Origin of the sequence: Pseudomonas sp. 58(2021), assembly GCF_017491585.1 — a bacterium.
Classification (GTDB): Bacteria; Pseudomonadota; Gammaproteobacteria; order Pseudomonadales; family Pseudomonadaceae; genus Aquipseudomonas; species Aquipseudomonas fluorescens_BT.
The window spans coordinates 12,727-34,869 of sequence record NZ_JAFGYZ010000037.1 but is presented as its reverse complement, the minus strand read 5'-3'; the positions used below and the strand labels follow the sequence as shown (position 1 = coordinate 34,869).

The window sequence follows — 22,143 nt, the reverse complement described above, 5'->3', positions numbered from 1 at the left end:
ACGCTTCAAGCAATTGCTGTTAATCGCGCGCGCCCAAGGGCGTCTCTGAAATGCAAAGCCTGGTCAGCCATGTTTTGCGGGAGGCGCCCTCTGGGCGCGCGCGTTTTTCCGGCTTCGACTATTTCAACAAGCGAGGAGGATCGCCATGGGCGTGACCAATCGGTTGGCCTGTTACTCCGACCCCGCCGACCACTATTCCCACCGAGTGCGCATCGTGCTTGCAGAGAAGGGTGTCAGCGCCGAAATCATTTTTGTGGAGGCTGGTCGCCAGCCGCCTAAACTGATTGAAGTAAACCCTTACGGCAGTCTTCCGACGCTGGTCGATCGTGACCTGGCGTTGTGGGAGTCGACCGTGGTGATGGAATACCTGGATGAGCGTTACCCGCATCCGCCATTGATGCCTGTGTACCCGGTGGCGCGTGCCAACAGTCGTCTGCTGATTCACCGCATTCAGCGCGACTGGTGTGGTCTGGTGGATCTGATTCTGGATTCGCGCACCAAGGAAGCGGCGCGTGCCGTGGCGCGCAAGGAATTGCGCGAGAGCCTGACGGGTGTGTCGCCGCTGTTCGCCGACAAGCCGTTTTTCCTCAGTGAGGAACAAAGTCTGGTGGATTGCTGCCTATTGCCAATACTCTGGCGTTTGCCGATTCTGGGTATAGAACTGCCGCGGCCTGCCAAGCCGCTGCTTGATTATATGGAGCGTCAATTTGCGCGTGAGGCTTTCCAGGCGAGTCTGTCTGGTGTCGAACGCGACATGCGCTAAGGCTTAAGGAGCCGCTATGAACTCCAGTCGACCTTATCTGGTCCGCGCGCTCTACGAGTGGATTGTGGATAACGATTGCACCCCGCACATGCTGGTCAATTCCGAGTACCCGGCGGTACAGGTGCCACAGGGCTTTGCCAGTGACGGACAGATTGTCCTGAATATTTCGCCAAGTGCCGTGCGGCATCTGCACATGGACAACGACGTCGTGACCTTCGAAGGTCGTTTCGGTGGCGTTCCGCATAGCCTGTACGTGCCGATTGCTGCAATTCTGGGGATCTATGCCCGGGAGAACGGTCAGGGCATGGTGTTCGATCTGGAGTCGCCGATGGATGACGAAGACGAGATCGAGCAGGATGACGATGTTCCGCCACCGGACAGCGAGCCGCCGCGCCCAAGCGGTCGGCCAAGCCTGAAAGTGGTGAAGTAATAAAAAAAGGCGATCCAACCGGATCGCCTTTTTTGTGCCTGCGCTTTGTGTATCAGTCGATGTATTCGAACAGCTTCACGATTTTCTGCACGCCAGAAACACCCTGCACCAGATTGGTGGCCTGTGCGGCTTCCTGTTTGGTCAGCAGGCCAAGCAGATAGACGATGCCGTTCTCGGTCACAACCTTGATGCGTGAGCCAGGAATGCTGGCGTCGGTGAGCATCTGGGTTTTGATCTTGGTCGTCAGCCAGGAATCGTTCTGGCGGGCGAGGAAGCTCGAAGGCGCAATCACTTGCAGCTCGTTGTGTACTTTCTTCACGCGTTGCACGTTGGCGGCAGCCTGTTCGGCCTTGGCCTTCAGGTCTTCGCGCGGGGTCTGTCCAGCCAGCAGCACGACACCGTTGAAACTGGTCACGACGATGTGCGAGTCGTTGTCCAGAGCCGGGTCGGCCTTGGCCACGTTGACGCCGACCTTGGTTTCAATCAGCGAATCGTCGATCTTGCTGCCGAAGGTGCGGGTGCCGCGATCGTCTTCGATCGGTGCTTCACGGCTGGCGTTCACCACCGAGGTGCAGCCAGAAATGCCGAGGCACAGGGTCAAGGCCAAAAGGCCAAGGCGATTAGGGGTCATTCTTCACTCCCGAACAGTTGGCTGTCGATCAGATCGCAGAGGCAATGGATCGCCAGCAAGTGGACTTCCTGAATACGTGCGGTGACATTGGCCGGTACGCGAATTTCGACGTCTTCAGGCAGCAGCAGCGACGCCATGCCGCCGCCATCGCGACCGGTCAATGCTACGACAATCATTTCGCGATCATGTGCGGCCTGGATCGCTTGAATAATGTTCGCCGAGTTGCCGCTGGTCGAAATCGCCAGCAATACATCGCCTGGCTGGCCGAGTGCGCGGATCTGCTTGGAGAACACTTCGTTGTAGCTGTAATCGTTGGCGATCGAGGTGATGGTCGAGCTGTCGGTGGTCAGCGCGATGGCAGGCAGACTCGGACGCTCGCGCTCGAAACGGTTGAGCAGTTCCGAGGAGAAGTGCTGGGCATCGCCGGCCGAGCCGCCGTTGCCGCACGAGAGCATTTTCCCTTCGTTGAGCAGGGCGTTGACCATTACCTGGCTGGCTTGCTCGATGTGCGGTGCAAGTAAGTCCATCGCCTGTTGCTTGGTGTCGATACTGGCCTGAAAAAGCTGGCGAATTCGGGATTGCATGTCCATCTGTGTGACCTTAATTGGCGCGGCTGTCCGGCACGTGAATGTGCAGCCCGCAAAGCAAAGAGCAAAAGTGTTGAGTGAAAATGTCCGGGTCGGTGCAGGCGGTCAACTGTCGAACGCATTCTGCAACCAGTTCAACTGATCCTGATGGCTGTCGATGGCCACCACGTCGAAGCGGCAGGGGGAATTTGCCCAGCGCGACTCGCGCTGAAGAAAATATTGTGCGGCGAAAATCAGTTTCTGCCGTTTGCGCCCGTCGATACTGTCGAGCGCTCCACCCCATTGAGTGTTCTTTCGGTAACGTACTTCGACGAATACTACTGTATCGCCATCAAGCATGACCAGATCAAGCTCGCCGCGTTTACATAACCAGTTCTGCGCCAGGAGGCGCAGACCCTGGTGTTGCAAATGCTCGAGCGCCTGACGCTCGGCATCCTTGCCGCTTTGCAGGTGTGACCTGTCGGGCATCAGCGCGGAGTGTCCGGCAGGCGCTGGATCTGGCCGCTGACAAACTGGGCCCATGGCAACTGGCGTACCACGCGTTGGCTCTGGGTCATGCCCAGGCTGCCCGACAGGCCTTCGATGCGGCTGTCCGGCAGGGTCTTGAGCTGGCTCAGGCGCGGGGCCAGGCGGTAGGCATCGGCACCCATTGCATACAGACGACCAAGACTGCCGGAGGCTTGTGGCCATTGCGCGGCGACCTGTTTGCGCAGCGGGTCGTTGGTATCCAGCAGCCAAGGGGTTTCGCAGAAGCGCACACCGTTCATGTCGTTGTACTGGTTCACGTCGCCGCTGGCGCTGAACACGTGGGAAGTGGCGTAGACCGGAACGTCACCGGCGTACTGGAAGTTCAGGGTCGGCTTGATCTGCTGGGCCTGTTGCGGTGTCGCGGCGAGGAAGATGAATTCGATGTCCTGGCGACGCGAAGGCTGAGCGGCAACGTTGGTGCCGACGGCGTTCTGCAGGCTCTTGGCACGGGCTTCGCTCTGGCGCAGCTGGAACATGTCGGCGATTTGCTGGGCCAGTTGTACTGGCTGGTCAACGCGTTCGGTGGCGACGATGCTGCCACCATTGGCTTGCCAGTCCTGGCTGAAAGCGCGCAGGACGCGGTCGCCCCATTCGCCTTTCGGCACCATGATCGCGGCGCGGTGCAGCCCGTCGGCGCGGGCGCGGCGGGAGACTTCACGGGCCTCGTCTTCAGCGGCGAGGCCGAACTGGAACAGCTGCGCCGGGCCCTGGTCACCTTCGCTGTAGTTCAGAGCGAGGGTGGTGATCGGCAGTTGCGGGCGGGTGCTCAGCTGTTTGACCAGTGGTTTTTCCAGCGGCCCGACAACCAGTTGCACGCCGTCGGCCTGGGCCTTGCGGTAGAACTCGTCCATGTTGGTCAGGTGCGAGCTGTCATAGAACACGATGGCCGGTGGTTTCTGGCCGGCTTGCTGAGCCTGATAGTGCGCGGCCATGAAGCCGTCACGCAGCGCCTTGCCGACAGAGGCCAGTTGGCCGTCCTGTGGCAGCAGCAGGGCGATCTTGCTCAGGGGCTGGCTGGCCAGCTCCTTGAGTTTGGTCAGTGGCAGCGGCAGGTTGATGGCGGCCGGGTGTTTCGGGTGCTGAGAGCGCCAGTCGTCGATGGCTGCCTGTTGCTGTTCCAGGGTGCCGGCGGTTTTCACGGCCAGGGCCAGGCTCATCCAGCCGGCGAGGTCGTCGGTCCCGTTGGGTTGCAGTTGATCGGTCGGCAGCGAGGCGATCAGGGTCCAGATGGCTTCGTGGTTCTTGCTCGCGGCTTCGCCTTCGAGCATCGGCGCAATGAAAATGCGCTCGCGTGCCGCAGCCAGGGTCTGACCGTCGGCCTCAAGGGCACGGGCGTGAACGGTGCCGGCGCGAACCTGCAACGGCACCGACATTTCGCTCAGGCGTTGCAGGCTTGGATGGTTCAAGGCTGCCAGTGCGGCTTTGGGCTGATTGCGGGTCATCGCCAGTTCAGCAGACAAAGTGCTGGCGAATGCCTGCTGGCCTGGCTGGAGTTGCTCCATCGGCACTTGTTGCAGGATTTGCGCGGACTGTCCGGCATTGCCCTGGCGATAAGCCATGTCCGCCGCACTCAGGCGCAGCAGCGCAGCCTTGTCCGGCGATTTGGCCTGGGCGGCCTGTTCGAGCAGTTGCTCGATGCTGGCATCCGGAGTCCGTGGAAGTTCGCCAAGGCTGGAGGAAGGGGAGCTGGCGCAGGCCGCCAGCAAGGCAGCGAGGCAGAGGGCAGTGAACAGCCGCAGGCAAGCGATCATGTAAGTGTTCCTGATACTCGATCAAATTAGCGTCGAATTGTACCCAAGCGCTGGCCGGGGCGCGATGTTACTGGTGTGAAACCGTCAATTTAGATGATGTAAATGTTGCGCGACCGCACAATGGTGCGACAAACCGTGTCTGCCGCGGCCGCATCGTCAGTTGCGCGACGCGCTACAATGGCGGTTTTTACCGATCATGAGGTGTGCGCTTTGACTGCTCCAGGTGCTTTGAATTCCGCTGCAGGCTCGCTTTATGTGGTGGCGACGCCCATCGGCAACCTGGATGACATCAGCGCCCGGGCGTTGAAGATCCTGCGCGAGGTGGCGCTGATCGCCGCCGAAGACACGCGCCATTCCCAGCGTCTGATGCAGCACTTTGGCATCTCCACGCCGCTGGCGGCCTGTCACGAGCACAACGAACGTGATGAAGGCAGTCGCTTCATCACTCGTCTGCTGGCAGGCGACAATGTCGCACTGATTTCCGATGCCGGTACCCCGCTGATTTCCGATCCGGGTTATCACCTGGTGCGTCAGGCCCGTGCAGCCGGCATCAATGTGGTGCCGGTGCCGGGGGCTTGTGCGCTGATCGCTGCCTTGTCCGCGGCCGGTCTGCCATCCGACCGTTTTATCTTCGAAGGCTTTCTGCCGGCCAAGGCGGTTGGACGCAAGGCACGCCTTGAAGCCATCAAGGAAGAGCCGCGCACGCTGATTTTCTACGAGGCGCCGCATCGTATTCTTGAGTGTCTGCAGGATATGGAAGCCGTGTTTGGCGCTGATCGCCCGGCATTGCTTGCCCGGGAAATCACCAAGACTTTTGAAACCCTCAAGGGGCTGCCGCTGGCCGAGCTGCGGGCATTCGTCGAGGCGGACAGCAATCAGCAGCGTGGCGAATGTGTGGTGGTCGTGGCTGGCTGGACTGCGCCGGAGTCAGAAGATGCCGTGAGCAGCGAGGCGATGCGCATCCTCAATCTGCTGCTCGAAGAGATGCCGCTCAAGCGTGCCGCCGCTTTGGCAGCGCAAATCACCGGTGAGCGCAAAAACGTGCTGTATCAAGTCGCGCTGGATCAGCAAAAAGACGCGTAACCCGTCGCGCAGACCGGTTGGCGGGCTATTAGCGCTTGTTCTTCGAGCGCTCTGCCGTTAACCTGCGCGGCGGAGAGTCGATCGGACAGTCGCTGCCCTCTATGAAAATTAGGGGGGGGAGGAAAGTCCGGGCTCCATAGGGCGAAGTGCCAGGTAATGCCTGGGAGGCGTGAGCCTACGGAAAGTGCCACAGAAAATAACCGCCTAAGCGCTTCGGCGCCGGTAAGGGTGAAAAGGTGCGGTAAGAGCGCACCGCACGTCTGGCAACAGTTCGTGGCTAGGTAAACCCCACTTGGAGCAAGACCAAATAGGGTCCCAAGGCGTGGCCCGCGCTGGGACCGGGTAGGTTGCTAAAGATGTCCAGTGATGGCCATCGTAGACGAATGACTGTTCAAGACAGAACCCGGCTTACAGATCGACTCTCCACCTTTTTCTTTTCCCTGCTTGAATTAAAGGCGACAGGGCTGTTTATTATCAGCAGGCCTGCTCTGGAATTCCGGCGGCGGCAATCGCAGTAATAGCCATTTCCCACCTTGCTTCAATCAACAGCAGAAGCGCTTTTGTAATACCGAAAAAATCTTACTCTTAACAAATTACTTTAACTTTCGAGCGCAGCTGTCAGTGCTGTCTCAAGTTATTGGATAAAAGCATCCGCCGGATTCTCGTTGCTCCTCCTTTTATGCTCCTAAATCTCCGTTCTGTAAGGGTTTTCCTTTGATCCGCGCCTTGACGGTGTGGTGGGCGCATTCCTATAGTGTGCGCAAGTGGCGGAAAGTGGCATGAAGTGGGTTTTTTGAGCTCAAAACGATAAAAATTGGAGAAACGCAGACGTGTTTCGCGGAGCTAACGCTATCAGTCTCGACGCAAAGGGCCGTCTCGCCATGCCGAGCCGGTACCGTGACGAGCTCGTTTCGCGTAGTTCCGGCCAGTTGATCGTGACCATTGATGCCGTTGATCCGTGCCTGTGCGTCTACCCGCTCGATGAGTGGGAAATTATTGAAACCAAGTTGCGCGCGCTTCCTTCGCTTCGCGAAGAGAACCGTCGTCTGCAACGTTTATTGATTGGTAACGCCGTTGACCTCGAGCTCGACGGCAGTGGTCGTTTCCTGGTGCCGCCGCGCCTGCGCGAATACGCGAAGCTCGACAAGCGCGCGATGCTGGTGGGCCAACTGAACAAGTTCCAACTGTGGGACGAAGATGCCTGGAACGCGGTTTCTGCCGCTGACCTGGCTGCCATACAACAACCGGGCGCCATGCCTGACGAACTGCGTGATCTGATCCTGTGACTATTGATAGCGGCTTTAACCACATCACCGTACTGCTTGACGAAGCCGTCGAGGCTCTCGCCGTACGTCCTGATGGCTGCTATCTGGACGGCACGTTCGGGCGCGGCGGGCACAGTCGGTTGATTCTCAGCAAGCTCGGGCCTGATGGCCGGCTCATCGGATTCGACAAGGATCCTCAAGCGATTGCCACCGGGCAAACGCTAGCGGCCGAAGACGGCCGCTTTGTCGTTGTGCAGCGCAGCTTTGCCGAACTGGGTTCGGTGGTTGCCGAGCGTGGTCTGGCCGGCAAGATCAGCGGCATTCTGCTCGATCTCGGCGTGTCTTCGCCGCAGCTTGACGACGCTGAACGCGGCTTCAGTTTTCTCAACGATGGCCCGCTGGACATGCGCATGGATCCGTCCCGTGGCATCAGTGCAGCCGAGTTCGTCAACACCGCGCCGGTGGAAGAAATCGCCCGTGTTTTCAAGGAGTATGGCGAAGAGCGTTTCTCCGGTCGCATGGCCCGCGCCGTGGCCGAACGTCGTGACATTACGCCGTTCGAGCGTACTGCTGATCTGGCCGAAGTTCTGAAAGTCGCCAACCCGGCGTGGGAAAAGGGCAAGAACCCGGCCACCCGTGCATTCCAGGGCCTGCGCATTCACGTCAACAACGAACTGGGCGATCTGGAAGCAGGCCTTGAAGCCGCGCTCGAATGCCTGGAAGTGGGCGGCCGTCTGGTCGTCATCAGCTTCCATTCGCTGGAAGACCGCATCGTCAAACTGTTCATGCGCAAGCTGGTGAAAGGCGAAGCCGACAACCTGCCGCGCAACCTGCCGGTTCGCCACGTTGCGTTCGAACCGAAAATCAAAGTCCATGGCAAAGCGCAGACGGCCTCCGACGCCGAGCTCAAGGCCAACCCACGTTCCCGTAGCGCCGTCATGCGCGTCGCGGAGAAGTTGCGGTGAGCAAGCTTTTCGCCAAACCACTGCCTGGCGGCAGCTTTTTCATGCTGCTGCTGTTTATCGGCGTGCTCGTGTCGGCCATCGGCGTTTCCTACAGCGCCCACTGGAACCGGCAGTTGCTCAACACTCTGTACAACGAACTCAGCGTGCGCGACAAGGCGCAGGCCGAGTGGGGGCGTTTGATTCTGGAACAGAGCACCTGGACCGCCCACAGCCGGATCGAAGTACTGGCTACCGAACAACTGAAGATGCACATCCCTGGCGCGGCTGACGTGAAGATGGTGGCGCCATGATGAAACTTGAAGGGGCACTCTTCCCGTGGCGCTTCCGTCTGGTCGTTGGTCTGCTGGGCATGATGGTGGCCGCGATCTGCTGGCGCATCATCGACCTGCAGGTGATCGACCGTGACTTCCTCAAGGGGCAGGGCGATGCACGTAGCGTTCGTCACATTCCGATCCCGGCGCATCGTGGTCTGATCACCGACCGCAATGGCGAGCCTCTGGCCGTGAGTACGCCGGTGACCACGTTGTGGGCCAACGCCAAGGAAATGCAGCTGGCCAAAGAAAAGTGGCCGGCACTCGCCGCTGCCCTGGGTCAGGACCCGAAAGCCCTGGCCGAGCGCCTCGAAGCCCAGGCGAACAAGGAATTCATTTATCTGGTGCGCGGACTGACCCCCGAGCAGGGCCAGGCTGTGCTCGACCTGAAAGTGCCGGGCGTCTACGGCATCGAAGAGTTCCGCCGGTTCTATCCGGCCGGTGAAGTCACTGCGCACATGGTCGGGTTCACCGACATCGACGACCACGGCCGTGAAGGTGTCGAACTGGCCTACGACGAGTGGCTGGCCGGCGTACCCGGCAAGCGGCAAGTCATCAAGGATCGGCGCGGACGGCTGATCAAGGATGTCCAGGTCACCAAGAACGCCAAGGCCGGCAAGCCCTTGGCGTTGTCCATTGACCTGCGTCTGCAATACCTGGCCAACCGCGAGCTGCGCAACGCGATCATCGAGAACGGCGCCAAGGCCGGCAGTCTGGTGATCATGGACGTGAAGACCGGCGAGATCCTCGCCATGGTCAACCAGCCGACCTACAACCCGAACAACCGTCGCAACCTGCAACCGGCGATGATGCGTAACCGCGCGATGATCGACGTGTTCGAACCGGGTTCGACCATGAAGGCGATCTCGATGAGCGCCGCGATCGAAACCGGCCGCTGGAAACCGAGCGACACCGTCGAGGTGTATCCGGGTTCCCTGCAGATCGGCAAGTACACCATCAAGGACGTATCGAAGACCGAAGGTCCGGTGCTTGACCTGACCGGCATTCTGATCAATTCCAGTAACGTTGGTATGAGTAAGGTCGCGTTCGACATTGGCGGCGAAACCATTTTCCGGCTCGCACAAAAGGTCGGTCTCGGTCAGGACACCGGCCTCGGCTTCCCGGGCGAACGTGTCGGCAACCTGCCGAACTACCGCGAGTGGCGTAAAGCTGAAACCGCAACGCTGTCCTACGGCTACGGTGTTTCGGTGACGGCGATCCAGCTGGTGCACGCGTTCTCGGCATTGGCCAACAACGGTCGTCTCGCACCGCTGACTCTGATCAAAACCGACAAGGCGCCGCAGACCACCCAGGTGCTGCCGGAAGCCGTGGCGAAAACCATGCAGGGCATGCTGCAGCAAGTAATCGAAGCACCACGTGGCGTGTTCCGTGCTCAAGTCCCGGCGTATCACGTGGCCGGGAAGTCGGGTACCGCCCGCAAGACCTCGGTGGGCACCAAGGGCTATGCCGAAAATTCCTATCGCTCGCTGTTCGCCGGTTTCGGCCCGATGAGCGATCCGCGTTATGCCATCGTCGTGGTGATCGATGAACCGACCAAGGCCGGCTACTTCGGTGGTCTGGTGTCGGCGCCGGTGTTCAGCCGTGTGATGTCCGGCACTCTGCGCCTGATGAACATCACCCCGGACAACCTGCCGAATACCCAGCAAGCCAATGCCACCCCGGCTGTTCCGCTGAAAGCCAATGGAGGGCGCGGCTGATGTCTCTTAGTCTGAACAAGATATTCCCCCACGCCGGCCACGATCTGTTGATCCGTGAACTGGCGCTCGACAGCCGCAACGTACGCGCAGGCGACCTGTTCCTCGCGGTGCCGGGCGGCAAGTTCGACGGTCGTGCGCACATTGCTGACGCACTCACCCGTGGCGCGGCCGCCGTGGCTTACGAAGTGGAAGGCGCCACCGTGTTGCCGATCACTGATGTGCCGCTGATTCCGGTCAAAGGTCTGGCAGCGCAGTTGTCGGATATCGCCGGACGTTTTTACGGTGAGCCAAGCCATCACCTGAACCTGGTGGGCGTCACCGGCACCAACGGCAAGACCAGCGTGACCCAGCTTGTTGCCCAGGCGCTGGACCTGCTCGGTCAGCACTGCGGCATCGTCGGCACCCTCGGTTCCGGTTTCCATGGCTCGCTGCAAAGCGGCCTGCACACCACGCCGAATCCGATTGCCGTGCAAGCGACCCTGGGCGACCTGAAAAAGGCCGGTGCCAAAGCCGTGGCCATGGAAGTTTCGTCTCACGGCCTGGATCAGGGCCGGGTCACCGCGCTGGCGTTCGACGTGGCGGTGATGACCAACCTTTCCCGCGATCACCTCGATTACCACGGCACCATGGAGGCCTATGCCGAAGCGAAAGCCAAGCTGTTCGCCTGGAATGACTTGAAGTGCCGCGTGGTCAATCTGGACGACGATTTCGGCCGGCAACTGGCCGCTGAAAAACGTGAGTCGCGCCTGATCACTTACAGCCTGCTCGACAGCAGTGCGTATCTATATGTCCGCGAAGCACAGTTCGACGACCATGGCGTGCGCGCCACGCTGGTGACGCCGCAGGGCGAACACCATCTGCGCAGCACGCTGCTCGGTCGTTTCAACCTGAGCAACGTACTGGCCGCGGTCGGCGCCTTGCTCGGCCTGGACTACGCCCTCGACGAAATCCTCAAGGTGCTGCCGAAACTCGAAGGCCCGGCCGGACGCATGCAACGTCTCGGTGGTGGCACCCAGCCGCTGGTGGTGGTCGATTACGCCCACACGCCCGATGCGCTGGAAAAAGTTCTGACGGCGTTGCGTCCGCACGTCAAAGGCCAACTGTTGTGCCTGTTCGGCTGTGGCGGTGACCGTGATCGCGGCAAGCGCCCGTTGATGGCCGAAGTGGTCGAGCGTCTGGCCGACCGCGTGCTGGTCACCGATGACAATCCGCGTACCGAAGATCCAGCGGTGATCTTCGACGACATCCGCGCCGGCTTCACGGCTGTGGATAACGTGACGTTCGTGGCCGGTCGTGGCCAGGCCATCGCGCAACTGATTGCCGGCGCCTCGGCGGATGACGTGATTGTCCTGGCCGGCAAAGGTCATGAGGACTATCAGGAAATCAACGGCGAGCGCCACGCATTCTCCGATCTGGTCGAGGCCGATCACGCCCTGACCGCTTGGGAGGTGGCCCATGCTTAAGGCCCTGAAACTCAGCGAACTGACCAACGCACTCGACGCGCGGTTGATCGGCGCGGACGCAAGCTTCGACGGCGTGAGCATCGACAGCCGCGCCATCAAGGCTGGCCAACTGTTTGTTGCATTGACCGGTCCGCGCTTCGACGGTCATGACTATCTGAACGAGGTCGCTGCCAAAGGCGCCGTTGCTGCATTGGTCGAGCGCGAAGTCGCCGACAGCACGCTGCCACAATTGCTGGTCAAGGACACCCGTCAGGCCCTCGGTCAACTGGGCGCATTGAACCGTGCCGCGTTCACCAGACCGGTTGCGGCCGTGACCGGCTCCAGCGGCAAGACCACGGTCAAGGAAATGCTCGCGATCATCCTGCGTACGCGCGGCTCGGTACATGCGACTCGTGGCAACTTGAACAACGACCTCGGCGTACCGCTGACCCTGCTCGAACTTGCCCCGGAGCACAGCGCGGCAGTGATCGAACTGGGCGCCTCGCGTCTGGGTGAAATCGCTTACACCGTCGGGCTGACCAAGCCGCACGTAGCGATCCTCAACAACGCCGGCACCGCTCACGTTGGCGAGTTCGGCGGGCCCGAGAAAATCGTCGAAGCCAAAGGCGAAATCATCGAAGGGCTGGCCGCCGATGGCATCGCCGTGCTGAATCTCGATGACAAGGCATTCGGTATCTGGAAGCTCCGCGCCGCCGGTCGCAAAGTGCTGACTTTCGCGCTGAGCAACACGCAAGCGGATTTCCACGCCAGCGATCTGACCACTGATGCCCGTGGCTGCCCGGCGTTCAACCTGCACAGTCCTGAAGGTGTGGAACGGGTTCAACTGAACCTGCTCGGCACCCATAACGTCGCCAATGCCCTGGCCGCTGCCGCTGCTGCTTACGCCCTGGGCGTGTCGCTGTTCGGCATCGCCACCGGGCTTGGCGCGGTACAACCGGTCAAGGGTCGCACCGTCGCGCAACTGGCGAAAAACGGCATGCGCGTGATCGATGACACTTACAACGCGAACCCCACCTCCATGTGCGCGGCCGTTGATATACTCGCCGGCTTTTCCGGCCGCACCGTCCTGGTGCTCGGGGATATCGGCGAGTTGGGCGACTGGGCGGAGCAGGGGCACCGCGACGTGGGCGAATACGCCCGGGGCAAGGTTTCCGCGCTTTACGCCGTCGGGCCGAACATGGTCCACGCCGTGAACGCATTCGGCAACGAGGCGCATCACTTCGGCACACAGGCCGAACTGATCCAGGCCCTCGGCGCCGAGCAGGATAAAAACACCACCATTTTGATCAAGGGTTCGCGCAGCGCAGCGATGGAAAACATCGTTGCGGCCCTGTGCGGGTCCAGTCTGGAGAAACATTAATGCTGCTGCTGCTAGCGGAGTATCTGCAACAGTTCTACAAAGGCTTCGCGGTCTTCCAGTACCTGACCCTGCGCGGGATTCTCGGTGTGCTGACCGCGCTGGTCTTGTCGCTGTGCTACGGCCCGTGGATGATCCGCACCCTGCAGAACCGTCAGATCGGCCAATCGGTTCGTAACGACGGCCCGCAATCGCACCTGTCCAAATCCGGTACGCCGACCATGGGTGGCGCACTGATTCTGTCGTCCATCGGCGTCAGTACCCTGCTGTGGGCCGACCTGAGCAATCGATACGTGTGGGTCGTGTTGCTGGTGACCCTGCTGTTCGGTGCCATTGGCTGGGTCGATGACTACCGCAAAGTGATCGAGAAGAACTCCCGTGGTCTGCCGAGTCGCTGGAAGTATTTCTGGCAGTCGGTGTTCGGTCTCGGCGCGGCGATCTTCCTTTATATGACTGCCGCCACGCCGGTGGAAACCACCCTGATCCTGCCGATGCTCAAGGACTACAGCATTCCGCTGGGCGCCGGTTTCATCGTGCTGACCTACTTCGTGATCGTCGGTTCGAGCAACGCGGTCAACCTGACCGACGGCCTCGACGGTCTGGCGATCATGCCGACAGTGATGGTCGGCGGTGGCCTGGGCATCTTCTGCTACCTGTCGGGTAACGTGAAATTCGCTGAATACCTGTTGATCCCGTACGTGCCGGGCGCGGGCGAGCTGATCGTGTTCTGCGGCGCGCTGATCGGTGCCGGTCTGGGCTTCCTGTGGTTCAACACCTACCCGGCGCAAGTCTTCATGGGCGACGTCGGTGCACTGGCGCTGGGCGCTGCTCTGGGCACCATCGCGGTGATCGTCCGTCAGGAAATCGTCCTGTTCATCATGGGCGGCGTGTTCGTGATGGAAACCCTGTCAGTCGTCATTCAGGTGGCTTCCTTTAAGCTGACCGGTCGTCGTGTGTTCCGCATGGCTCCGATACACCACCACTTTGAACTCAAGGGCTGGCCCGAGCCGCGCGTGATCGTCCGTTTCTGGATCATCACCGTGATTCTCGTGCTGATCGGCCTTGCCACCCTGAAGCTGAGGTAGAACGAGTGTCTCTGATCGCTTCTGACCACTTCCGCATCGTTGTCGGCCTCGGCAAGAGCGGCATGTCCCTGGTTCGCTTCCTGGCGAACCGGGGTGTGGCGTTTGCCGTGGCCGACACGCGGGAAAATCCACCGGAACTGGCCACGCTCCAGCGTGACTATCCGCACGTGGAAGTGCGTTGTGGCGAGCTGGACGTCGAGTTCCTGTGCCGTGCCGACGAGCTCTACGTGAGCCCCGGCCTGGCGCTGGCGACCCCGGCCCTGCAAGCCGCCGCGGCCCGTGGCGTGAAGTTGTCCGGCGACATCGAGCTGTTCGCGCGTAACGCGAAGGCGCCGATCGTGGCCATCAGCGGTTCCAACGCGAAAAGCACTGTCACCACCCTGGTTGGTGAAATGGCGGCAGCGGCCGGCAAGCGCGTGGCGGTGGGTGGCAACCTCGGTACGCCGGCGCTGGATCTGCTCAGCGATGACGTCGAGCTGTACGTGATGGAACTGTCGAGTTTTCAGCTGGAAACCACCGATCAGCTCAACGCCGAAGTGGCGACCGTGCTCAACATCAGCGAAGACCACATGGACCGCTACAGCGGCCTGCCGGCCTATCACCTGGCCAAGCACCGGATCTTCCGTGGCGCGAAACAGTTCGTGGTCAACCGTCAGGACGCCCTGACCCGGCCACTGATGGGCGAGGGCCAGCCATGCTGGACCTTCGGCCTCACCCAGCCGGATTTCAAGGCGTTCGGTCTGCGCGAAGAGAATGGCGAGAAATACCTGGCCTTCGAATTCCAGAACCTGATGCCGGTGCGTGAACTGAAGATTCGCGGCGCCCACAACCAGTCGAACGCCCTGGCGGCGCTGGCGCTCGGGCACGCAGTCGGCCTGCCGTTCGATGCGATGCTAGCGGCCCTGCGCAACTTCGCCGGCCTCGAACATCGCTGCCAGTGGGTGCGTGACCTGGACGGCGTCGGTTACTACAACGATTCCAAAGCCACCAACGTCGGCGCCGCCCTGGCCGCCATCGAAGGCCTGGGTGCGGACATCAGCGGCAAGGTCGTGCTGATCGCCGGCGGCGACGGCAAGGGTGCCGAATTCAAGGACCTGCGCGATCCGGCGGCTGCCCATTGCCGCGCCGTGATCCTGATGGGCCGTGACTCCGACAAAATCGGCCAGGCCATCGGTGATGCCGTGCCGCTGATCCGCGCCACCACGCTGATCGACGCCGTCGAGAAATGCCGCGCCGCCGCCCAGCCGGGTGACGTGGTGCTGCTGTCGCCGGCCTGCGCCAGTTTCGACATGTTCAAGAATTACGAAGACCGTGGTCACCAGTTCGTCCGCGCCGTGGAGGAACTGGCATGAGCCTGCGAAACATCATCAAGCCGTATCCGTCGCCGATCATCACCGGACGTGGGATCGACCTCGACTTCCCCATGCTCGCCGGTTGCCTGGCGCTGCTCGGCCTGGGGCTGATCATGATCGCCTCGGCCTCGACCGAGGTGGGTGCGGTGCAATCGGGCAGCGCTCTCTACTACATGACCCGTCACCTGATCTATGTGGTGCTGGGCCTGGGCGCGTGCATCGTCACCATGATGATTCCGATCGCCACCTGGCAGCGTCTGGGCTGGCTGATGCTGATCGGCGCATTCGGTCTGTTGGTGATGGTGATCATCCCGGGGATCGGCCGTGAGGTGAACGGTTCGATGCGCTGGATCGGCTTCAGCTTCTTCAACGTTCAGCCGTCCGAAATCGCCAAGGTGTTCGTGGTGATTTACCTCGCCGGTTATCTGGTGCGTCGCCAGAAGGAAGTGCGCGAGAGCTGGATGGGCTTCTTCAAGCCGTTCATCGTCCTGCTGCCGATGGCGGGCCTGCTGCTGATGGAACCGGACTTCGGTGCCACCGTCGTGATGATGGGGGCTGCAGCGGCGATGCTGTTCCTTGGCGGGGTCGGGCTGTTCCGGTTCTCGCTGATGGTGGTGCTGGCGGTGGCGGCGGTGGTGTTGCTGATCCAGATGCAACCCTACCGGATGGCGCGTCTGACCAACTTCGCCGACCCGTGGGCGGACCAGTTCGGTGCCGGTTATCAATTGTCCCAGGCCTTGATCGCCTTCGGTCGCGGCGAGTGGCTGGGCGTTGGTCTGGGCAACAGCGTGCAGAAGCAGTTCTACCTGCCGGAAGCCCACACTGACTTCGTGTTTTCGGTACTGGCTGAAGAGCTGGGCGCGGTGGGTTCGCTGTGCACCGTGGCGCTCTTCGTGTTCGTGTGTATTCGCGGCATGTACATCGGTCTGTGGGCCGAGAAAGCCAAACAGTTTTTTGCCGCTTATGTTGCCTACGGTCTGTCGTTCCTGTGGATCGGTCAGTTCCTGATCAACATCGGCGTGAACGTCGGCCTGCTGCCGACCAAGGGCCTGACCTTGCCGTTCCTCAGTTATGGCGGCAGTTCCCTGGTGATCTGCTGTGCCTGCCTTGGCCTGTTGCTGAGGATCGAGTGGGAAAGTCGGACCCACCTGGGCAGTGAAGAGATGGAATTCCATGAGAGCGACTTCGCCGAGGAGCCGAACCATGGGCGCTAACGTATTGATCATGGCCGGCGGTACCGGTGGCCACGTGTTCCCGGCGCTGTCCTGCGCCCGTGAATTTCAGGCGCGGGGTTACACCGTGCACTGGCTCGGCACGCCACGGGGGATCGAGAACGACCTGGTGCCGGCCGCCGGCCTCGAATTGCATCGCATCAACGCCACTGGCCTGCGTGGCAAGGGCAAGCTGTCGTTGCTCAAGGCACCGTTCATGTTGCTGAAATCGGTCTGGCAGGCGCGGGCGATCATTCGCCGCCTGCGTCCGGTGTGCGTGGTTGGTTTCGGTGGTTATGTGACCGGTCCTGGTGGCATTGCCGCCAAACTGGCCGGCGTGCCGGTAATCGTTCACGAGCAGAACGCTGTGGCTGGCACCGCCAATCGGTTGCTGGTGCCGTTCGCCGCCCGGGTGTGTGAAGCGTTCCCCGACACCTTTACCCTGTCGGACAGCCGCCGTACCACCGGCAACCCGGTACGCAGCGAGCTGTTCCTCGACACACCGCGTGCGGCCCTGGCCGGACGCAAGGCGCGTTTGCTGATCCTGGGCGGAAGCCTGGGGGCAGAACCGTTGAACAAGTTGCTGCCTGAAGCCCTGTCGCAAGTCGCTGTCGACCTGCGTCCGGAGGTGTTTCATCAGGCCGGCAAAAATCACGATGAAGTGACTGCAGAGCGCTACCGCGCTGTCGGCGTGGACGCGCAGGTGCAGCCCTTCATCAAGGACATGGCTCAGGCCTATGGCTGGGCTGATCTGGTGGTGTGCCGCGCAGGCGCATTGACCGTCAGCGAGCTGGCCGCCGCCGGTCTGCCGTCGATGCTGGTGCCCTTGCCCCACGCGATCGACGATCACCAGACCCGCAACGCCGATTATCTGGCCCGCGAAGGCGCTGCCTTCCTGATGCCGCAAAGAACGACTGGTGCCGCGGACCTTGCCGCGCGCCTGACAGAGGTCTTGATGCAACCGCAACGACTTGAAGAAATGGCCCGAGCGGCCCGCCGTCTGGCGAAACCCGAAGCCACCCGCAGCGTGGTCGATACCTGTCTGGAGGTGGCCCATGGTTGAGAATCAGAAAGCCATGCCGCAACCGGAAATGCGCCGCATCCGTCGCATCCACTTCGTCGGGATCGGCGGTGTGGGCATGTGCGGTATTGCTGAAGTGCTGCTGAACCTGGGTTACGCCGTGTCCGGTTCCGACCTGAAGGCTTCGCCGGTCACCGAGCGCCTGGAATCCTTCGGTGCGCAGATCTTCATCGGCCACCGTGCCGAGAACGCCGCTGCTGCCGATGTGCTGGTAGTGTCGAGCGCCGTCAACACATCCAACCCGGAAGTGGCGACCGCACTGGAACGCCGCATCCCGGTGGTACCGCGTGCCGAAATGCTTGCCGAACTGATGCGCTACCGCCACGGCATCGCCGTCGCCGGTACCCACGGCAAGACCACCACCACCAGCCTGATCGCTTCGGTGTTTGCGGCCGGTGGCCTGGATCCGACCTTCGTCATCGGTGGCCGTCTGAACGCCGCGGGCACCAATGCCCAGCTCGGCACCAGCCGTTACCTGATCGCCGAGGCCGATGAAAGCGACGCCAGTTTCCTGCACCTGCAGCCGCTGGTGGCTGTGGTGACCAACATCGACGCCGACCACATGGCGACCTACGACGGTGACTTCAACAAACTGAAGAAAACCTTCGTCGAGTTCCTGCACAACCTGCCGTTCTACGGTCTGGCGGTGATGTGCCTGGACGATCCGGTGGTGCGTGAAATCCTGCCGCAGGTGAAACGTCCGACCATGACCTACGGCTTCAGCGAAGACGCCGACGTGCGCGCCATCAATGTGCGCCAACAAGGCATGCAGACCTTCTTCACCGTGCTGCGCCCTGATCGCGAGCCGCTGGATGTGTCCGTGAACATGCCGGGCAACCACAACGTGCTCAATTCCCTGGCGACCATCTGCATCGCTACCGACGAAGGCGTCAGCGATGAAGCCATCGTCCAGGGCCTGTCCGGGTTCCAGGGTGTCGGCCGCCGCTTCCAGGTCTACGGCGAACTGCCGGTGGACGGCGGCAACGTGATGCTGGTCGACGACTACGGTCACCACCCGACCGAAGTCGCGGCCGTCATCAAGGCTGTACGCGGTGGCTGGCCTGAGCGCCGTCTGGTGATGGTCTACCAGCCGCACCGCTACAGCCGCACCCGCGACCTGTACGACGATTTCGTCAATGTACTGGCCGACGCCAACGTGCTGCTGCTGATGGAAGTCTATCCGGCCGGCGAAGAGCCGATCCCGGGTGCCGACAGCCGCAAGCTGTGCAACAGCATCCGTCAGCGCGGTCAACTGGACCCGATCTACATCGAGCGTGGTGTCGACCTGGCGCCGCTGGTCAAGCCGCTGCTGCGTGCCGGCGACATTCTGTTGTGCCAGGGCGCCGGTGACATCGGCGGTCTTGCACCGAAACTGTTGAAAAGCGAGTTGTTCGCCGGTGCCGTGGCCGCACCGGTCGAGGGGAAGTTGAAATGACTGCTGCCTACGCCAACCTGTTCTCCACCATTGCCCCGAAAGACTTCGGCCGTGTCGCCGTGCTGTTCGGTGGCCTGAGTGCCGAGCGTGAAGTTTCGCTGAAGTCCGGCAACGCCGTGCTCTCTGCGCTGCAAAGCGCCGGTGTGGACGCATTCGGGATCGATGTCGGCGCCGATATTCTGCAGCGTCTGTTGAGTGAAAAGATCGACCGCGCCTTCATCATTCTCCACGGTCGTGGCGGTGAAGACGGCAGCATGCAGGGCCTGCTCGAAGTGGCCGGTATTCCCTACACCGGCAGCGGCATCCTGGCTTCGGCGCTGGCGATGGACAAACTGCGTACCAAGCAGGTCTGGCACACCCTCGGTATTCCGACGCCGCGTCACGCCGTGCTGCGCAGCGAGGCCGATTGTATTTCGGCAGCGACGGAACTGGGCTTCCCTTTGATCGTCAAACCGGCGCATGAAGGTTCAAGTATCGGGATGGCCAAAGTGAGTTCTGCGTCCGAGTTGATCGACGCATGGAAAGCGGCCAGTACCTACGATTCGCAAGTGTTGGTCGAGCAATGGATCCACGGTCCCGAGTTCACCATCGCCACCCTGCGTGACCAGGTGTTGCCTCCTATCGCCCTGGGTACGCCGCACACGTTCTACGACTACGACGCCAAGTACATCGCCAACGATACCCAGTATCGGATTCCGTGCGGGCTCGATGCCGACAAGGAAAAAGAACTCATGGACCTCACGGCGCAAGCCTGCGAGGCGCTGGGTATCGCCGGTTGGGGCAGGGCGGACGTGATGCAGGACGCCGACGGAAAATTCTGGTTCCTGGAAGTCAACACGGCTCCCGGCATGACCGATCACAGCCTGGTACCGATGGCGGCGAAAGCGGCCGGTCTGGATTTCCAGCAGCTGGTTCTGGCCATTCTGGCCGCCAGTGTCGATGCCGATGGCCATAAAGAGGCGCGAGGTTAAGACCATGCAAGGCGCACAGCTCAGACATCAGCCACCCGCTCCCGGCCGCAAGCCGGTGCCGCGGGGTGCCAGCCGAATGGTGGCCAAAGAGCCGATGTCCGCGCGCCTGCCGAAAGCCAATTTCGGGTTCCTCAAAGGCCTGTTCTGGCCGGTGCTGCTGGTGGCGCTCGGTTTCGGCACTTACGAAGGCGCGCAGCGTTTGCTGCCGTATGCCGACCGGCCGATCACCAAAATCGCCGTGCAGGGTGATCTGAGCTACATCAGCCAGCAGGCGGTGCAGCAGCGAATCGCCCCCTACGTGGCGTCGAGCTTCTTCACCATCGACCTGGCCAGCATGCGCTCGGAGCTGGAACAGATGCCCTGGATCGCTCACGCCGAAGTCCGTCGGGTGTGGCCGGATCAGGTGGTGATCCGCCTCGAAGAGCAACTGCCCGTGGCCCGTTGGGGTGACGAGTCGCTGCTCAACAACCAGGGCCAGGCGTTCACGCCCAAGGAACTGGCGAATTACGAACACCTGCCACAGCTGTTCGGCCCACAGCGGGCCCAGCAGCAAGTGATGCAGCAATACCAGGTGCTGAGTCAGATGCTCAGGCCGTTGGGCTTCTCGATCGCGCGCCTGGAACTGCGCGAGCGTGGCAGCTGGTTCCTGACCACCGGTGCCGGCAGTTCCGGCCCCGGCATCGAGTTGCTGCTGGGACGCGGCAACCTGGTGGAAAAGATGCGCCGCTTCATTGCCATCTACGACAAGACGCTTAAAGACCAGATTACGAACATTGCGCGCATCGATCTGCGCTATGCCAACGGCCTCGCTGTTGGCTGGCGGGAACCAGTAGCGCCGACGACAGCCCAACCCGCTGTCGCAAAGAATTAAGAAGAGGCAGGACCCATGGCAAACGTGCAAAGCGGCAAAATGATCGTCGGTCTCGATATCGGCACCTCCAAGGTGGTGGCGCTGGTCGGCGAGGTTGCGGACGACGGCTCGCTGGAAATCGTCGGGATCGGCACTCATCCGTCCCGCGGCCTGAAGAAAGGCGTGGTGGTGAACATCGAGTCCACCGTGCAATCGATCCAGCGCGCGATCGAGGAAGCCCAACTGATGGCGGGTTGCCGCATTCACTCGGCGTTCGTCGGCGTGGCGGGCAATCACATCCGCAGCCTGAACTCCCACGGCATCGTGGCGATCCGCGACCGCGAAGTCAGCTCCGCTGACCTGGAGCGCGTACTCGACGCTGCCCAGGCAGTGGCGATCCCGGCTGACCAGCGTGTGCTGCATACCTTGCCGCAGGACTACGTGATCGATAACCAGGAAGGCGTGCGCGAGCCGCTGGGCATGTCCGGCGTGCGTCTGGAAGCCAAGGTTCACGTGGTGACCTGTGCCGTCAACGCTGCGCAGAACATTGAAAAATGCGTGCGTCGCTGCGGTCTGGAAATCGACGACATCATTCTCGAGCAACTGGCTTCGGCCTACTCGGTCCTGACCGACGACGAAAAAGAACTGGGCGTGTGCCTGGTCGACATCGGCGGCGGCACTACCGACATCGCGATCTTCACCGAAGGCGCCATCCGCCACACGGCCGTGATCCCGATTGCCGGCGATCAGGTGACCAACGACATCGCCATGGCGTTGCGCACCCCGACCCAGTACGCCGAAGAGATCAAGATCCGTTACGCCTGCGCTCTGGCCAAACTGGCCGGTGCCGGCGAAACCATCAAGGTGCCGAGCGTCGGCGACCGTCCGCCGCGCGAACTGTCCCGTCAGGCCCTGGCTGAAGTGGTCGAGCCGCGTTACGACGAGCTGTTCACCCTGATCCAGGCCGAGCTGCGTCGCAGCGGCTATGAAGACCTGATCCCGGCCGGCATCGTGCTGACCGGCGGTACCTCGAAAATGGAAGGCGCCACCGAACTGGCCGAGGAAATCTTCCACATGCCGGTACGCCTCGGTGTACCGCACGGCGTGAAGGGCCTGGATGACGTGGTGCGCAACCCGATTTATTCCACTGGCGTTGGCTTGTTGATGTACGGCCTGCAGAAGCAGTCCGACGGGATCTCGTTCTCGGGCATCGGCAGCCGCGACAGCTACAGCAACGAGGAGCCGCAGGCGCCGTTGCTGGACCGTTTGAAGAAGTGGGTTCAAGGCAACTTCTAAAGCTTTACCG

Annotated in this window: 21 protein-coding genes and 1 other RNA gene; 18 read left to right on the top strand and 4 right to left on the bottom strand. The window is 61.6% G+C overall.

Translation table 11 applies throughout. The features are described 5' to 3' along the window. The first annotated feature begins 145 nt into the window (after positions 1-145). Positions 146-763: a glutathione S-transferase N-terminal domain-containing protein gene (locus J5M72_RS28025; RefSeq protein ID WP_011335872.1), complete on the top strand. Its 618-nt coding sequence runs from the start codon at positions 146-148 to the stop codon at positions 761-763. A 16-nt stretch (positions 764-779) separates the two neighbouring features. Further along, positions 780-1,193 (top strand): ClpXP protease specificity-enhancing factor, encoded by a 414-nt coding sequence (locus tag J5M72_RS28020; protein ID WP_007956787.1) that lies wholly within the window; start codon positions 780-782, stop codon positions 1,191-1,193. 52 nt (positions 1,194-1,245) lie between these two features. On the opposite strand, the gene J5M72_RS28015 is transcribed toward J5M72_RS28020, so the two are convergent. The 4 genes from J5M72_RS28015 to J5M72_RS28000 form a co-directional block, all read right to left on the bottom strand. Beyond that, complete coding sequence (locus tag J5M72_RS28015) at positions 1,246-1,824, bottom strand: BON domain-containing protein (RefSeq protein ID WP_169431864.1); 579 nt, start codon at positions 1,822-1,824, stop codon at positions 1,246-1,248. Then, positions 1,821-2,414 carry a phosphoheptose isomerase gene (locus J5M72_RS28010; RefSeq protein ID WP_207868178.1) on the bottom strand — a complete coding sequence of 198 codons (594 nt, stop codon included), beginning with the start codon at positions 2,412-2,414 and terminating at the stop codon, positions 1,821-1,823. The genes J5M72_RS28015 and J5M72_RS28010 overlap by 4 nt, the downstream gene beginning before the upstream one ends. Positions 2,415-2,516: 102 nt before the next feature. Further along, entirely contained in the window at positions 2,517-2,879 is a 363-nt protein-coding gene (locus J5M72_RS28005) for a YraN family protein (protein WP_011335870.1), read from the bottom strand. Next, positions 2,879-4,690: a penicillin-binding protein activator gene (locus J5M72_RS28000; protein WP_169431862.1), complete on the bottom strand. Its 1,812-nt coding sequence runs from the start codon at positions 4,688-4,690 to the stop codon at positions 2,879-2,881. Before J5M72_RS28000 ends, J5M72_RS28005 begins: the two co-directional genes overlap by 1 nt. 177 nt (positions 4,691-4,867) lie before the next feature. On the opposite strand from J5M72_RS28000, the gene rsmI reads away from it, so the two are divergent. The 16 genes from rsmI (at position 4,868) to ftsA (ending at position 22,133) form a co-directional block, all read left to right on the top strand. Continuing rightward, the gene (rsmI, locus tag J5M72_RS27995) at positions 4,868-5,773 is read left to right on the top strand and encodes a 16S rRNA (cytidine(1402)-2'-O)-methyltransferase (protein ID WP_169431861.1); all 906 of its coding nucleotides are present in this window, start codon (positions 4,868-4,870) and stop codon (positions 5,771-5,773) included. A 73-nt stretch (positions 5,774-5,846) separates the two neighbouring features. After that, positions 5,847-6,200, top strand: an RNA gene (rnpB, locus tag J5M72_RS27990) — RNase P RNA component class A. A gap of 403 nt (positions 6,201-6,603) precedes the next feature. Further along, entirely contained in the window at positions 6,604-7,059 is a 456-nt protein-coding gene (mraZ, locus tag J5M72_RS27985; protein ID WP_003205355.1) for a division/cell wall cluster transcriptional repressor MraZ, read from the top strand. A 2-nt stretch (positions 7,060-7,061) separates the two neighbouring features. After that, on the top strand, positions 7,062-8,003 hold the full coding sequence (gene rsmH / locus J5M72_RS27980) for a 16S rRNA (cytosine(1402)-N(4))-methyltransferase RsmH (RefSeq protein ID WP_207868185.1): 942 nt from the start codon (positions 7,062-7,064) through the stop codon (positions 8,001-8,003). Beyond that, positions 8,000-8,293, top strand: coding sequence for a cell division protein FtsL (ftsL, locus tag J5M72_RS27975; RefSeq protein ID WP_007956777.1), 294 nt, complete (start codon positions 8,000-8,002; stop codon positions 8,291-8,293). The genes rsmH and ftsL overlap by 4 nt, the downstream gene beginning before the upstream one ends. Then, complete coding sequence (locus J5M72_RS27970) at positions 8,293-10,032, top strand: penicillin-binding protein 2 (protein WP_169432701.1); 1,740 nt, start codon at positions 8,293-8,295, stop codon at positions 10,030-10,032. The genes ftsL and J5M72_RS27970 overlap by 1 nt, the downstream gene beginning before the upstream one ends. Further along, positions 10,032-11,495, top strand: coding sequence for a UDP-N-acetylmuramoyl-L-alanyl-D-glutamate--2,6-diaminopimelate ligase (locus J5M72_RS27965; protein WP_207868176.1), 1,464 nt, complete (start codon positions 10,032-10,034; stop codon positions 11,493-11,495). Before J5M72_RS27970 ends, J5M72_RS27965 begins: the two co-directional genes overlap by 1 nt. Continuing rightward, entirely contained in the window at positions 11,488-12,855 is a 1,368-nt protein-coding gene (murF, locus tag J5M72_RS27960; RefSeq protein ID WP_207868174.1) for a UDP-N-acetylmuramoyl-tripeptide--D-alanyl-D-alanine ligase, read from the top strand. The genes J5M72_RS27965 and murF overlap by 8 nt, the downstream gene beginning before the upstream one ends. After that, positions 12,855-13,937, top strand: a complete 1,083-nt coding sequence (gene mraY, locus J5M72_RS27955; protein WP_015096766.1) for a phospho-N-acetylmuramoyl-pentapeptide-transferase — start codon at positions 12,855-12,857, stop codon at positions 13,935-13,937. Before murF ends, mraY begins: the two co-directional genes overlap by 1 nt. A gap of 5 nt (positions 13,938-13,942) precedes the next feature. Further along, entirely contained in the window at positions 13,943-15,289 is a 1,347-nt protein-coding gene (murD, locus tag J5M72_RS27950; RefSeq protein WP_207868172.1) for a UDP-N-acetylmuramoyl-L-alanine--D-glutamate ligase, read from the top strand. 2 nt (positions 15,290-15,291) lie between these two features. Continuing rightward, complete coding sequence (ftsW, locus tag J5M72_RS27945; RefSeq protein WP_169432700.1) at positions 15,292-16,503, top strand: putative lipid II flippase FtsW; 1,212 nt, start codon at positions 15,292-15,294, stop codon at positions 16,501-16,503. Further along, positions 16,493-17,563, top strand: coding sequence for an undecaprenyldiphospho-muramoylpentapeptide beta-N-acetylglucosaminyltransferase (gene murG, locus J5M72_RS27940; RefSeq protein WP_207868170.1), 1,071 nt, complete (start codon positions 16,493-16,495; stop codon positions 17,561-17,563). Before ftsW ends, murG begins: the two co-directional genes overlap by 11 nt. Further along, entirely contained in the window at positions 17,556-19,016 is a 1,461-nt protein-coding gene (murC, locus tag J5M72_RS27935) for a UDP-N-acetylmuramate--L-alanine ligase (RefSeq protein WP_169431856.1), read from the top strand. The genes murG and murC overlap by 8 nt, the downstream gene beginning before the upstream one ends. Then, positions 19,013-19,987 (top strand): D-alanine--D-alanine ligase, encoded by a 975-nt coding sequence (locus J5M72_RS27930; RefSeq protein ID WP_169431855.1) that lies wholly within the window; start codon positions 19,013-19,015, stop codon positions 19,985-19,987. The genes murC and J5M72_RS27930 overlap by 4 nt, the downstream gene beginning before the upstream one ends. A 4-nt stretch (positions 19,988-19,991) precedes the next feature. Beyond that, positions 19,992-20,858: a cell division protein FtsQ/DivIB gene (locus J5M72_RS27925; RefSeq protein ID WP_169431854.1), complete on the top strand. Its 867-nt coding sequence runs from the start codon at positions 19,992-19,994 to the stop codon at positions 20,856-20,858. Positions 20,859-20,873: 15 nt separating this feature from the next. Then, positions 20,874-22,133: a cell division protein FtsA gene (gene ftsA, locus J5M72_RS27920; RefSeq protein ID WP_169431853.1), complete on the top strand. Its 1,260-nt coding sequence runs from the start codon at positions 20,874-20,876 to the stop codon at positions 22,131-22,133. The last annotated feature ends 10 nt before the right edge of the window (positions 22,134-22,143 follow it).

Bases quoted from the DNA above. Each gene is read 5' to 3' on its own strand.
- J5M72_RS28025 (WP_011335872.1), top strand. From the start codon at position 146: ATGGGCGTGACCAATCGGTTGGCCTGTTACTCCGACCCCGCCGACCAC.
- J5M72_RS28020 (WP_007956787.1), top strand. From the start codon at position 780: ATGAACTCCAGTCGACCTTATCTGGTCCGCGCGCTCTACGAGTGGATT.
- J5M72_RS28015 (WP_169431864.1), bottom strand. From the start codon at position 1,824: ATGACCCCTAATCGCCTTGGCCTTTTGGCCTTGACCCTGTGCCTCGGC.
- J5M72_RS28010 (WP_207868178.1), bottom strand. From the start codon at position 2,414: ATGGACATGCAATCCCGAATTCGCCAGCTTTTTCAGGCCAGTATCGAC.
- J5M72_RS28005 (WP_011335870.1), bottom strand. From the start codon at position 2,879: ATGCCCGACAGGTCACACCTGCAAAGCGGCAAGGATGCCGAGCGTCAG.
- J5M72_RS28000 (WP_169431862.1), bottom strand. From the start codon at position 4,690: ATGATCGCTTGCCTGCGGCTGTTCACTGCCCTCTGCCTCGCTGCCTTG.
- rsmI (WP_169431861.1), top strand. From the start codon at position 4,868: ATGGCGGTTTTTACCGATCATGAGGTGTGCGCTTTGACTGCTCCAGGT.
- J5M72_RS27970 (WP_169432701.1), top strand. From the start codon at position 8,293: ATGAAACTTGAAGGGGCACTCTTCCCGTGGCGCTTCCGTCTGGTCGTT.
- J5M72_RS27965 (WP_207868176.1), top strand. From the start codon at position 10,032: ATGTCTCTTAGTCTGAACAAGATATTCCCCCACGCCGGCCACGATCTG.
- murF (WP_207868174.1), top strand. From the start codon at position 11,488: ATGCTTAAGGCCCTGAAACTCAGCGAACTGACCAACGCACTCGACGCG.
- mraY (WP_015096766.1), top strand. From the start codon at position 12,855: ATGCTGCTGCTGCTAGCGGAGTATCTGCAACAGTTCTACAAAGGCTTC.
- murG (WP_207868170.1), top strand. From the start codon at position 16,493: ATGGGCGCTAACGTATTGATCATGGCCGGCGGTACCGGTGGCCACGTG.
- murC (WP_169431856.1), top strand. From the start codon at position 17,556: ATGGTTGAGAATCAGAAAGCCATGCCGCAACCGGAAATGCGCCGCATC.
- J5M72_RS27930 (WP_169431855.1), top strand. From the start codon at position 19,013: ATGACTGCTGCCTACGCCAACCTGTTCTCCACCATTGCCCCGAAAGAC.
- J5M72_RS27925 (WP_169431854.1), top strand. From the start codon at position 19,992: ATGCAAGGCGCACAGCTCAGACATCAGCCACCCGCTCCCGGCCGCAAG.
- ftsA (WP_169431853.1), top strand. From the start codon at position 20,874: ATGGCAAACGTGCAAAGCGGCAAAATGATCGTCGGTCTCGATATCGGC.